This is a genomic window from Streptomyces sp. SAJ15 (assembly GCF_007595705.1).
Classification (GTDB): domain Bacteria; phylum Actinomycetota; class Actinomycetes; order Streptomycetales; family Streptomycetaceae; genus Streptomyces.
Genome location: NZ_NISY01000001.1, coordinates 942,066 through 954,709 on the forward strand (window position 1 = coordinate 942,066; position 12,644 = coordinate 954,709).

A 12,644-nucleotide genomic window follows, 5' to 3' on the forward strand; every position below is an offset into this window, starting at 1 on the left:
GCGCCGCTAGGCGTCCCGCTTCCGCAGCAGCGCGAATCCCGCCGCGAGCGCCGCCACCACCCACAGCGCCATGATCGCGAACCCGCCCCACGGCCCGTACGGGGCGTCGTCCTCGACCGTGACCACCTGCATGATCTTCTGGCCCGCCTGGTCCGGGAGGTAGGCGCCGACCTCCCTGGTCGCCGAGACGTTGCCGAGGATGTTGGAGACCAGGAAGAAGAAGGGCATCAGCACGCCGAGGGAGAGCATCGGACTGCGCAGCATGGTGGCCACGCCCATGGAGAAGACCGTGATCAGCGTCATGTACAGGCCGCCGCCGACGACCGCGCGCAGCACCCCGGGGTCGCGCGGCTGCGCCGCGTACGGGCCCAACATCGCCTGACCGACGAAGAAGGTGATGAAGCTCGTCACCATGGACACGACCAGCGCCAGCAGTCCGGCGACCGTCACCTTGGAGAACAGGAAGGTGCCGCGCTGCGGCACGGCGGCCAGCGAGGTGCGGATCATGCCGGTGCTGTACTCGTTGGAGACCACCAGCACCCCGAAGACGATCATCGCCAGCTGGCCGAGTCCCATCCCGGCGAAGCTGACGTAGGTGGGGTCGAAGGCGAGCCGGTCGCGCGCGGGCATGGTGGCGTAGTCGTTCCTGACCAGCCCGCTGATCAGCGCGCCGAGCGCGATGGTGACCACCGCCGCCACGCCCAGCGTCCACACCGTGGAGCGCACCGACCTGATCTTGGTCCACTCCGACCGCAGCACCTGTCCGACGACCCCGGCCATCGCCTCACCGCTCCCGCCGAGGGGCGGACCGCGGCGGCCAGTCGCTGCCCCAGCCGCGCGCCGGGCCCTCGCCCGCGGCGTGCGCGTGGTACTCCACCGACTCGGCGGTCAGCCTCATGAACGCCTCCTCCAGGGACGCGCGCTGCGGGCTCAGCTCGTGCAGCGTGATCCCCTGCGCGGCGGCCAGGTCCCCCAGCCGGGCCGCCTCGTCGCCCGCCACCTCCAGGCTGCCGTCCGCCACCGTCACCGCGGCGTACCCGGCCGAGGCCAACGCCTCGCGCAGCCGCTCCGGCTCCGGTGACCGGAGCCGCACATAGGCTCGCGCGTTGCGCGCGATGAAGTCGGCCATGGAGGTGTCCGCGAGCAGCCGCCCCTGCCCGATGACCACCAGGTGTTCGGCGGTGAGGGCCATCTCGCTCATCAGATGGCTGGAGACGAAGACGGTGCGGCCCTCGGCCGCCAGCTGCTTCATCAGGTTGCGGATCCAGTGGATGCCCTCGGGGTCGAGGCCGTTGACCGGCTCGTCGAAGAGGAGCACCTGCGGATCGCCCAACAGCGCGGCGGCGATCCCCAGCCGTTGCCCCATACCCAGTGAGAACCCCTTGGTGCGCTTCTCGGCGACCGGGGTGAGGCCCACGACGTCCAGCACCTCGGAGACGCGGGCGCGGGGGATGCCGTTGCTCTGCGCCAGGCAGAGCAGATGGTTGTAGGCGCTGCGGCCGCCGTGCATCGCCTTGGCGTCCAGCAGCGCGCCGATCGACCGCAGCGGGTCGGAGAGCTGCCGGTAGTGCCTGCCGTCGATGCGGACCGTGCCGGCCGAGGGATTGTCGAGGTCGAGCATCATCCGCATCGTCGTCGACTTCCCGGCCCCGTTCGGCCCCAGAAAACCCGTCACGACGCCCGGTCGGACGGTGACCGTGAGGTGGTCCACGGCGAGCTTCTCGCCATAGTGCTTGGTCAGCCCGTCGAGCTCGATCACGCGTCCACGCTATGCGTGGGATGTGCCGGATCGCACCCGGTGTCACGCGGACGGGGGACCAGGTCCGCGGGGCGTTGTCGTGGCCGGCCGTAGGGGCTGAGGCCGCGCGGCGGCACCGGGGCGCTCACCGCGACGAGGGGCCCGCGCCATCGGAGGTGATGGCGGGGCCCCTCGACCAGGCGGGTGTACGGCGGCGTCAGCGACCCTGCTGGGCCGGGACCCCGCGGGTGGTCTCGTCGTCGCTGGGGGAGCCGGCGGCGGCGACGGCGGCACCGGTGAGGGTCGCCAGCATCTCGCGGACGTTGGTCAGCTGGGCGTTGATGCTGTCGCGGCGGTTGGTGAGCGCCGCCAGCTCGCGCTCGGACTCGCTGCGCACCCGGTCCGCCTTCGCGTTGGCGTCGGCGACGATGTCCTCGGCCTGGCGCTGCGCGGTCTCCACGGTCTGCCGGGCGCGGCGCTCGGCGTCGGTGCGGAGCTTCTCGGCCTCCAGCCGCAGCTGCTCCGCGCGGTGCTCGATCTCGGCGAGCCGCTTCTCGGCCTTGGCCTGACGCGAGGCCAGGTCGCGCTCGGACTGCTCACGCCGCTTGGCGAGGTTGGTCTCGAAGTCCGCGGCGGCCTGGGCGGCCTTGGCGCGGGTCTCCTCGAAGAGCGAGTCCGCCTCCTCACGCTTGGACTGCGCGTCCTTCTGCGCCTCCGCGCGCAGCGTGGCCGCGTCCGCCTTCGCCTTCTCGACGATGCGGGCGCCCTCGTCCTCGGCCTTCGCCTTGCGCTCGGCGGCGAACGACTCCGCGTCGTTGCGCACCTGCTGGGCCGCCGACTCGGCGAGCTCGCGGTGCTGCTCGGCGGCGCGGCGAGCCTCCTCGCGCAGGTCCTTGGCCTCCTCCTCGGCCAGCCGAAGGATCTTCTCGACGCGCGCGCCGAGGCCGGCGTAGGACGGCTCGGCGTCGGCGACCTGGGCCTGCGCGTTCTGCGTTTCGAGGTGCAGCTCCTCGATGCGCTTTTCGAGCGCGGTGATACGGGCCAGTGCGCTGTCTCGGTCGGCGACGAGCTTCGTAATGCGGTCGTCCACCTGACCGCGGTCGTATCCACGCCGCACGAGCTCGAAGCCGAAGGGGGAGGAAGTGTCGCTCATGGGGTTCCTGTCGAAAGAGACCGGTGAGGTGATAGAAGGAATCCTAGGGGTCCAAGCGGCGTGTCATCGAGTCAATGCCGGTTTGATATGGAGAATGTCCAGCCTTTTGAGTGGCGGCTTTACGCGCGAGTTGTCACCCTCCGGGATGACGGGGACGATACGCGCCCGCCGCGGCCTCGGGACGGCCTTCGCTCCGCCGCCGGGCCGTATTCCGCATGCCGGCTTGCGCGTTCATGTATGAGGAGATGAACGGCCGCGTCCGCCCGAGTGACGAATTCTCGCCATGCGGGTGACCTGTTGCGTCCGTCCGGGCGACATTTTCCCACCGGATACGCGGGGAAATCCCGGCCGGGAACGGGCATACCGCCCCGCGCGGCCCGCGCCCGCGCCCTCCGAACGGTCGGTCAGCCACCTCCCTAGCAGAGGAGAGCCGCCCGCGTTGTCGACGGTCGGTGCACGCGCGGGTGACGCCGCCGGAGCGGTGGACGGCGAGACCGCTCCGCGAGTGGCCAGATATCGCCGTCGGGGCACCCCCTGAGGTCCCCTCGCGCGAGGGGCGCTCGCGCGAGGGGCGCCGCGCGGGCGCCGAAGGGGCCTGAGACGTGAAACGTCGCGTCGTACGCGGGATCCCCGCGGGCTGAGCGCGGGTGGGCCTCAGCGGCCCCTGCTTGGCCCCGGTCTTACGAGACACCCCGCTCGCGGGACTCCGGCCTTGCGGGCCCCCGGCCTTGCGGCCATCCCCGGCCGTGCGAGCTCCCCGAGCCCTACTGGCCACCGTCACGACGGTCGTAGCCCCTGGCCGGAGCCGCCGGCTCGGCACCGCCGGATCCCGCCGCGGTGGTTGTTCGCCGTCGCGGCGGGGTGGTGGTGGCAGGCTCCGCCGGTCCGGGCGGCCGCCCACGGCTGGAGGCTCCACGGTCCGGGGCCGGCGCTCGGCCGCCCCGCGGCCAGAAAGCCCGCCGGGCCCGTGGCGACCACCGGTGGCCCGGGCCGACCGCCCGGTGTCCCGTGCCCCTTCGGGCCGGTAGTCGGCGCGTGTGTCCGCGGGCCGGGTGGCCCGGGGCCACACCGCCGGTGGCCCGTGGCTGCGGGGGTGGGTGGTCCGGCGCTCCGGCGCTCGTGTGTGGCCGCGGGCTGCTGGTGGCCTCGGGCCGTCCGGTGGGTAGCTCGGGAGTCGGGTGGCCGTGGTGCTCCGGCGCGCGTCTGGTCGGGGGCTGTGGTGCTCCGGCGCGCGTGGTGGTCGCGGGCCGTGGTGGTCGGCCCGTCCGGGCGGTGGTCCGGGCGCTGCGCGTTCCGGTGCGGTCGGGCGCCGGTCACTGTAGTGAGTCGGGTGGTTCGTTCGGTGCTGGTGTGTGGCTACGGGACCGGTGGTGCGGTGCTCCGGCGCGCGGGTGGTCGCCGGTCGTGGGGCTCCGGCCGGGTGTGGTCGCCGGTCGTGGTGGGTGGTTCGGCCCGTCCGGTCGGTGGGCCGGGTGTCCCGATGGGTGGGCCGCCGGTCGCCGGTGGTGGGGCGGGGTGGCTCGTTCGGCGGTGGTGCGGGGCCCCGGGACCGTCGGTCCCGGGGCCGGCGGGTCAGGAGCCCGACGACTTGCCGCCCGAGCGGCCGGAGCCCGCGCCCGCGGCCGCCTTCACGTTGCCGTTGTCCTTGCCGCCCTTGCCCCCGCTGGAGGGGGCCTCGAAGGACTCCAGGGCCTCCAGCACGTCCTGGACGCGGGAGATCTCGGCGTTGATGTCCTCGCGGCGGCGCACCAGCTGTTCCAGCTCGTGCTTGCCCTCCTCGACGATGCGCCGGGCCTCGTCGCGCGCCTCGGCGCGCACCCGCTCGGCGTCGCGCGTGGCGTCGGCCTTCTTCTGCTCGGCCTCCTTGAGCAGCGACTCCGCCTTCTTGACGGCGGCGATGCGGACCTTGTTGGCCTCGCTGCCGGCGTCCGAGACGATCTGCTTCGCCTTCTCCTCGGCCTCCACCAGCTGGGCCGTCGCCATCGCGGCCAGCTTGTCGACGCGCTCGCCGGTGGCCTTCATCTGCTCGGCCGACTCGCGGCGTGCCCGCTCGTGCAGCTCCTCCACCTCGGACTCCACGCGGGCGCGCAGCTCGTCGGCGCGCTCCCTTATCGCGGTGGCGTCCCCGCGGGCCTCGGCCAGCATGGTGTCGGCGTCCGCGCGGGCCTTCTCCACGATGCCGGTGCCCTGGCCGGTCGCCTCGGTGACGATGCGCTCGGCCTCCTTGCGGGCGGCGCCGACCATCGTGTCCGCCTGCTCCTCGGCGGCGGTGGCGGTGCGCAGCGCCGCCTCCTGGGCCTCCTTGGCGAGCCGCTCGGCCTCACTGCTGGCCTCGCTGACCAGCCGGTCGGCCTGCTTGGCGGCCTCCGCGCGGCGCTTGTTGGCGTCCTCGCGGGCGGCGTCGCCGGTGCGTTCCGCCTCCGCGCGCGCCTCGCTGACCAGTCGCTCGGCCTCCTTGGCCGCCGCGGCGGCGGCCTTCTCGGTCTCCGCGCGGGTGCGCGTGGCGTGCTGCTGGGCGGAGTTGACCGCCTCGGCGGCCTCGCTGCGCAGCCGCTCGGCCTCGTCCGTCGCCTCGGCGATGAGCCGGTCGGCCTGCTCGGCGGCGTCCGCGCGGCGCTTGTTCCCGTCCTCGCGCGCCTCGGAGGTGAGCTTCTCCGCCTCGTTGATGGCCTCCGTGAGCAGCCGGTCGGCCTGCTGCGCCGCCTCCGAACGGATGTTGTTGGCGTCGCTGCGCGCGTCCGCGCGGGTGCGCGCGGCGTCCTGCTCGGCGGTGGCACGCGCGTCGGTGGCCTCGGTGCGCAGCTGCTGCGCCCGTGCGTTGGCGTCGGAGACCACCCGCTCGGCCTCGGCGCGCATCCGCTTGGCGTCGCTCGTGGCCTCGGAGGTGAGCTTCTCCGCCTCCTTGGTGGCCTCGGCGATGAGCCGGTCGGCCTGCTCCGCCGCCTCGCTGCGGCGCTTGTTGGCGGCCTCGCGCGCCTCGGTGTCCATCCGCTCGGCCTCGGCCCGCACCCGCTCGGCCTCGCCGGTGGCCTCGGAGACCAGCCGCTCCGCCTCCGCCGTGGCCGCGGTGACCAGCCGCTCGCCCTCGTTGGTGGCCTCGGCGATGAGCCGGTCGGCCTGCTCCGCGGCCTCGCTGCGGCGCTTGTTGGCCGCCTCGCGTGCCTCGGTCGTGAGCCGCTCGGCCTCGGCGCGCAGCCGCTCGGCCTCCGCGGTGGCGTCGGCGACCAGTCGCTCGGCCTCGTTCGTGGCCTCGGTGACCAGCAGGTCCGCCTGCTCGGCGGCGTCGGTGCGCCGCTTGTTGGCCTCCTCGCGGGACTCGGTGCGCAGCCGGTCCGCCTCGGTGATCGCCTCCGTGACCGTACGCTCCGCCAGCGACTCGGCGGCTTCGAGCTCCTGCTGGGCCTCGGCGCGCATCCGGACGGCGTCCTCGGCGGCGCGCTCCCGCTCCGCGTGCGCGTCGGCGCGGACCCGGTCCGCCTCCTCCTGGGCCTCGGTACGGGTGCGCTGCGCCGCGTGCTCGGCCGCCGAGCGCAGCCCGGCGATCTCCTCCTCGGCCTGCTCGTGCAGCCCGGCGACGGAGTCCCGCACCTGCTGGGCGGTCTGCTCGGCCGCGGCGACCAGCTCGGTGGCGCGCTCCTCGGCCTCGTCGACCAGCCGCTGCGCCTCCTCCTGTGCGTCGGCGACCCGCTTGCGGGCGGTCGCCAGCAGCTCCTCGCTCTGCTCGCGGGCCCGCTCACGCTCCTGCTGGGCCTCGTCGCGCGCGTCGCCCAGCAGCTTCTCGGCCTCGCGGCGCCGCCGGGCGGCCTCCTCCTGGGCGGCGCCCAGCGCCTCGGCGGCCTCGGCGCCCAGCCGCTCGGCGGCGGCCTTGGCCTCCGCGCGGACCCGGTCGGCGCTCTCCTGCGCCTCGGTGCGCAGCCGCTCGGCCTCCGCGGCCGCCTCGGTGCGCAGCCGGCCCGCGGCCGCCTCGCCCTCGGCACGGGCGGTGGAGGCGTCCTCGGCGGCCTCGGCACGCAGCCGCTCGGCCTCCGTCTCGGCCTGCTCCTGGAGGGCGCGCAGCCGCTCCGCGGCCTCGCCGCGCAGCCGCTCGGTCTCCTCGCCGGCCTCCCGGCGCAGCCGCTCCGCCTCGGCCCGCGCCTCGCGCAGCGCCTCCTCGGCGGCGGCGACCCGCGCCTCCGCCTCCTGGTGCCGCCGGGACAGCTCGGCCTCGGCCTCGGTGCGCCGCTCGGTCAGCGCCGCCTCGGTCTCCTCGCGCAGCCGCGCCGCGGCGTCCGCGGCCTCCGACCGCACCCGGCCGGCCTGCTCCTCGGCCGTGGAGACCAGCTCCTCGGCCTCCTCACGGGCCCGCTCCAGGGCCTCCTCGGCCTGCTTGCGCAGCCCCGAGGCGCGCTCGGCGGCCTCGGCCCGCACCCGCTCGCTCTCGGCGGTGGCGCCGGTGCGGGTCTCCTCCGCGTCCGCCTTGGCCTTGGTCAGCAGCTCCTCGGCGGTGCCGGCGGCCTCCTCGATCTGCTGGACGGCCTCGCGGCGCGCCTCGGCGCGGATCCGCTCGCCCTCCTCGGCCGCCTCCGCGCGCAGCGCCTCGGCCTCGCCGCGCAGCCGCCGGGCCTCCTCCTGGAGCTCGACGGTCTTGGCGCGGTACTCCTTGGTGTCGTCCTGAGCGGCGCCCTTGAGCTGCTCGGCGGTGTCGTGCGCCTCGGCGCGCAGCCGGTCCGCCTCCGCCTCGGCCTCCCGCCGCAGCCGCTCGGCCTCCTCGGCGGCCGCCCTGGTGGTGGCGCGGGCGTCCTCGGACGCCTTGGTCAGCACCTCCTCGGCGGTACGGGCGGCCTTGGCCAGCTGCGCCGCCGAGTCCTCGGCGGCCTTCGCGCGGGCGGCCTCCTGCGCCTCGGCGAGCACCCGCTCCGCCTCCGCGCGGGCGTCGTCGCGCAGCTGCTCGGCCTCGGCCTTGAGCGCCTCGGCGCTCTTGGTGGCGTCGCCCACCAGCCGGGCGATCTCCGCCTTGGCGGTGCGGCTGCGCTGCTCGTTGTCGGTCTCGGCGGCCGAAAGCCGCTGGGCCGCCGCGTCCTTGGCCTCGGCGAGCACCTTCTCGGCCTCCGCCCGCGCCCGGCGCAGCGCCTCGTCGGCCTCCTGCATCCGGGTCTCGGCGGTCCGGGTCAGCTCGGCCGCCTGCTGCCGTGCCTGGTCGGACTCGGCGGTGGTGGCGGACCGCAGCTGCTCGGCGTGGTCGGTGGCCTCCTGGGCCTGCGCCCCGGCCGCGTTGAGCATGCGCTCGGCGTCGCTGCGGGCGCGGCGCAGGATCGCCTCCGCCTCGGCGCGCGCCGCCTCCGCCTCGGAGCCCAGCCGCTGCCGGGTCTGCTCCGCCAGCCGCTGCGCCTCCGCGCGGGCGGTCGCCAGCGCGTGCTCGGCCTCGGCCCGCGACTCGTCCATCAGTCGGCGGGCCTGCGCCTCGGTGCGGGCCCGCAACTGCTCGGCCCAGGCCACGTTCTCGTTGACGTGCGACTCGACGGTGGAGCGCCGCTCGGCGAGCTCCTCGTCCAGCCGCTGCCGTCGGGCCACCGCCTCGGCGTGCAGCTCGGACTCCAGCCGCGCCTGCCGCTCGGCGTGCTCCTGGAGCAGCCGCTGGGTCTGGGCGCGGGCCTCCCGCACCTCGCGTTCGGCGTCCGCGCGGATCTGGTCGGCCTGCGCCTGGGCGTTACGCAGCAGCTGCTCGGCCTGGTAGCCGAGATCGGCGCTGTCGTAGGCGGGACGGGTCATCAGGGTGCGGCGCGCCTCATGCAGCTTGGCGCGCAACACCTCGACCTGGTAGCCGAGGTCGTCGGCGTGCTGGACGGCCTTCTCCCGCTCCGTCTTCAGCCGCTCCATCTCGGCCTCGAACTTCGCGAGGTGGTCGTCAGGCTCGTAGCGGTCGTAGCCCCGCACAGCGCGGTCCCATCCGTCCCCTGGTCGCGTTGGCAGCCGGCTCCGTTCCTGCGTACTTCTCGTACGTGAGGTCGTAACGGAGCTGGCCCTTCCGAAGAAATGGTGTCAGATCATCGGCAAAGCTTGGGCCGGGCCCCGTAGCTGATCCCGTCTCCCGTTCCCGTACCCCGGCCGAGCCTGCACTCTACCGGCAGGGGAAGGGGTAGGTCAGTGCTCCGCCCCGGTGGGTGGCGCGGCCGTCACCAGTTCCGTCAGCACACCGTGGCAGTCCTTGGGGTGGAGGAAGGTGATGCGGGAGTCCATGGAGCCGCGCCGCGGCTGGTCGTAGAGGACCCGGACGCCCTTCTCGCGGATGGCCTCCGCGTCCCCGTCCACGTCCGCGGTGCCGAAGGCGATGTGGTGCACGCCCTCGCCGTTCTTGGCCAGCCACTTGCCGACCGCGGAGTCCTCGCGGGTCGGTTCGAGCAGCTGCAGGTAGGAGGCGCCGCCGTCGGACGTCTCGTTGATCTTCAGCATGGCCTCGCGCACGCCCTGCTCCTCGTTGACCTCGCTGTGGAACACCTCGAAGCCGTACGTGGCACGGTAGAACTCGACGGTCTTGTCGAGGTCGAAGCAGGCGATCCCGATGTGGTCGATTCGCGTCAGCATGGTCCCAGTCCACCGCTCGCGACTCCGATTACGCAACGTGCGCGCGATCACACCTACGGCCCGGTGACCCGACGGGTACCGCTCAGTACATTGACGGTAACCCTCGTTAACTTCCTTCTTCTCGTGGAAGGGGCAGCACCATGACCTCTGGTTCTGGTTCCCATGGTTCTACCTCCGTGATCGTCGCGGGCGCCCGGACGCCCATGGGCCGCCTGCTCGGCAGCCTGCGCTCCTTCTCCGGGACGGACCTCGGCTCCATCGCCATCAAGGCGGCCCTCGACCGGGCCGGCATCGGCGGCGACCAGGTGCAGTATGTGATCATGGGGCAGGTGCTGCAGGCCGGCGCCGGCCAGATCCCGGCCCGGCAGGCGGCGGTCAAGGCGGGCATCCCGATGAACGTGCCCGCGCTGACCATCAACAAGGTCTGCCTCTCCGGTCTGGACGCCATCGCGCTGGCCGACCAGCTCATCCGCGCCGGCGAGTTCGACGTGATCGTGGCCGGCGGCCAGGAGTCGATGACCAACGCGCCGCACCTGCTGCCCAAGTCGCGTGAGGGCTACAAGTACGGCGCGATCGAGATGATCGACGCCATGGCGTACGACGGGCTCACCGACCCCTTCGACGGCATCGCGATGGGCGCGTCCACCGAGCGCCACAACAGCCGGCTGGGCATCAAGCGGGAGGAGCAGGACGAGGTCTCCGCGCTCTCCCAGCAGCGGGCCGCCGCGGCGCAGAAGAACGGCCTGTTCGAGGCCGAGATCACCCCGGTGGAGATCCCGCAGCGCAAGGGCGAACCGGTGATCTTCTCGAAGGACGAGGGCATCCGCGGCGACACCACCGTCGAGACCCTGGCCAAGCTGCGCCCCGCCTTCGACAAGAACGGCACGATCACCGCCGGCTCCTCCTCGCAGATCTCCGACGGCGCCGCCGCGGTGGTGGTCATGAGCAAGGCCAAGGCCGAGGAGCTGGGCCTGGACTGGATCGCCGAGATCGGCGCCCACGGCAATGTGGCCGGCCCGGACAACTCGCTCCAGTCCCAGCCCTCCAACGCGATCCTGCACGCGCTGGGCAAGGAGGGCCTGAGCGTCGAGGACCTCGACCTCATCGAGATCAACGAGGCGTTCGCGGCGGTCACCGTCCAGTCAATGAAGGACCTCGGAGTCTCCTCCGAAAAGGTGAACGTCAACGGCGGTGCCATCGCCCTGGGTCACCCGATCGGCATGTCCGGCGCGCGGATCGTGCTCCACCTGGCGCTGGAGCTGAAGCGGCGCGGCGGCGGGGTCGGCGCGGCCGGACTCTGCGGCGGCGGCGGTCAGGGCGACGCGCTGATCATCCGGGTGCCGCAGAAGTGACACGGGCGCTCGGCGCCGTGCCGGGCGACACGGCGCGGCGCCGAGTGGTTCGGTCCGGCGTCGAGGGGCCTCTGATGGCGCGGCGCCGAGGGGCCTCTGGTGGCGCGGCGCCGAGGGGCCTCCGGTGGCGCGGCGCCGAGGGGCCTCCGGTGGCGCGGCGCGGCGGGCGCTGACGGAGCAGAGCGGACCGGAACGGGCACAGATGTAGCCAGAAGCGGCACTGACGTAGCAGGGTCGGTCCTGAAACGGTCGTAGTCAGTCGTACGAGTGTGTGGAACGGAGCGCTGATGGTTGACGTCCCCGAGCTGGTGGAGCAGGCACGCCAGGGGCGGCCGCGAGCCGTGGCCCGGCTGATCTCCCTGGTGGAGGGGGCGTCTCCGCAGCTGCGCGAGGTCATGGCCGCGTTGGCGCCGCTCACCGGCGGCGCCTACGTGGTCGGGCTGACCGGCTCGCCCGGCGTCGGCAAGTCCACCACCACGTCCGCCCTGGTCACCGCCTACCGGCGGGCCGGCAAGCGGGTCGGGGTGCTGGCCGTCGACCCCTCCTCGCCGTTCTCCGGCGGGGCGCTGCTCGGCGACCGGGTGCGGATGAGCGATCACGCCTCCGACCCCGGCGTCTACATCCGGTCCATGGCCACCCGGGGCCACCTCGGCGGCCTCGCCTGGGCCGCCCCCCAGGCCATCCGGGTGCTGGACGCGGCCGGCTGCGACGTGGTGCTGGTGGAGACCGTGGGCGTCGGCCAGTCCGAGGTGGAGATCGCCGCCCAGGCCGACACCAGCGTGGTGCTGTTGGCCCCCGGCATGGGGGACGGGATCCAGGCCGCCAAGGCCGGCATCCTGGAGATCGGCGACGTCTACGTGGTCAACAAGGCCGACCGGGACGGCGCCGACGCGACCGCCCGGGAACTCAACCACATGCTCGGCCTCGGCGAGTCCCGCGGCCCCGGCGACTGGCGGCCGCCGATCGTCAAGACCGTCGCCGCGCGCGCCGAGGGGATCGACGAGGTCGTCGAGGCCCTGGAGAAGCACCGCGCCTGGATGGAGGAGCGCGGTGTGCTCGCCGAGCGGCGGCTGCGGCGCGCCTCCGGCGAGGTCGAGACCATCGCCGTGACGGCCCTGCGACAGCGCATCGGCGACCTGCACGGCGACCGGCGGCTGGACGCGCTGGCGGAGCGGATCGTCGGCGGCGAGCTGGATCCGTACGCGGCGGCCGACGAGCTGGTGGACGGGCTGACGCAGGGCTGAGCCGGCCCGGTGGGCCGGTCGCCCCGGGCCCGCGGGGCCCGGGGGCGCCCCTTCCGCCGCCGAGGGGGTGTACCGGCGGTGGCGGGCGGACGGGTCAGTCGTCCGAGTCGTCGCCGCGCTCGGTGTCCGTGATCTGGGTGACCTTGCCCGTCTTCAGGTCCACGCGCAGCTCGTGCTCCTTGCGGTCCTTGCCCTGGACCTCGACCTCCCAGGCGTGCCGCGCGCCCTCGTCGTCGAGGTCGACCGAGGTGACCGTGCCGTGGGAGGCGGCGGCGCGGGCGGCCTCGGCCGCGTCGATCCGCGCGTCCTTGAGGGCGGCGAGCTCGGCGGTGGCCTCCGCGCGGTCCTCCCGCCGGTCGTCGCGGTCGTCCCGCCGGTCGTCGTCGCGGTCGGCTGTGACGGACGGCGCGGAGACGTGCGGGTCGTCCCCCGCGACGGCGAAGGCCGTGGCCGTGCCGCCGCCGACGAGGACGGCCGCGACGATGCCGGCGATGACGATGTTGCGCTTCATGGTTGCTCCTCCCGAGCCGTTCGAACCCCGGTGGTCCGAACGAGGTGTCACCACCGTGCCGGGCGGATGCTGAAGCCAGGCTGAA

Annotated in this window: 8 protein-coding genes; 2 read left to right on the forward strand and 6 right to left on the reverse strand. The window is 74.2% G+C overall.

Translation table 11 applies throughout. The features are described from left to right. Positions 1–6 precede the first annotated feature (6 nt). The 5 genes from CD790_RS04185 to mce all read right to left on the reverse strand — a co-directional run bounded on the left by CD790_RS04185 (position 7) and on the right by mce (position 9,452). Positions 7–780, reverse strand: coding sequence for an ABC transporter permease (locus tag CD790_RS04185; protein ID WP_144381570.1), 774 nt, complete (start codon positions 778–780; stop codon positions 7–9). Positions 781–784: 4 nt separating this feature from the next. Then, positions 785–1,759, reverse strand: a complete 975-nt coding sequence (locus CD790_RS04190; RefSeq protein WP_144381571.1) for an ABC transporter ATP-binding protein — start codon at positions 1,757–1,759, stop codon at positions 785–787. A gap of 196 nt (positions 1,760–1,955) precedes the next feature. Next, the gene (locus CD790_RS04195) at positions 1,956–2,891 is read right to left on the reverse strand and encodes a cellulose-binding protein (protein ID WP_144381572.1); all 936 of its coding nucleotides are present in this window, start codon (positions 2,889–2,891) and stop codon (positions 1,956–1,958) included. A 1,572-nt stretch (positions 2,892–4,463) separates the two neighbouring features. Then, positions 4,464–8,804, reverse strand: coding sequence for a polarized growth protein Scy (scy, locus tag CD790_RS04200; RefSeq protein ID WP_144381573.1), 4,341 nt, complete (start codon positions 8,802–8,804; stop codon positions 4,464–4,466). A gap of 207 nt (positions 8,805–9,011) precedes the next feature. Next, positions 9,012–9,452 (reverse strand): methylmalonyl-CoA epimerase, encoded by a 441-nt coding sequence (gene mce, locus CD790_RS04205; protein ID WP_144381574.1) that lies wholly within the window; start codon positions 9,450–9,452, stop codon positions 9,012–9,014. Positions 9,453–9,592: 140 nt separating this feature from the next. On the opposite strand from mce, the gene CD790_RS04210 reads away from it, so the two are divergent. Both CD790_RS04210 and meaB read left to right on the forward strand, forming a co-directional pair. Then, positions 9,593–10,804 carry an acetyl-CoA C-acetyltransferase gene (locus CD790_RS04210; protein ID WP_144381575.1) on the forward strand — a complete coding sequence of 404 codons (1,212 nt, stop codon included), beginning with the start codon at positions 9,593–9,595 and terminating at the stop codon, positions 10,802–10,804. A gap of 287 nt (positions 10,805–11,091) precedes the next feature. Beyond that, the gene (meaB, locus tag CD790_RS04215) at positions 11,092–12,048 is read left to right on the forward strand and encodes a methylmalonyl Co-A mutase-associated GTPase MeaB (RefSeq protein ID WP_144381576.1); all 957 of its coding nucleotides are present in this window, start codon (positions 11,092–11,094) and stop codon (positions 12,046–12,048) included. 94 nt (positions 12,049–12,142) lie between these two features. Here the strand turns inward: meaB and CD790_RS04220 are convergent, their stop codons facing one another. Next, a complete protein-coding gene (locus CD790_RS04220) occupies positions 12,143–12,559 on the reverse strand; it encodes a PepSY domain-containing protein (RefSeq protein WP_144381577.1) in 417 nt (138 codons plus the stop codon). Between the last annotated feature and the right edge of the window lie 85 nt (positions 12,560–12,644).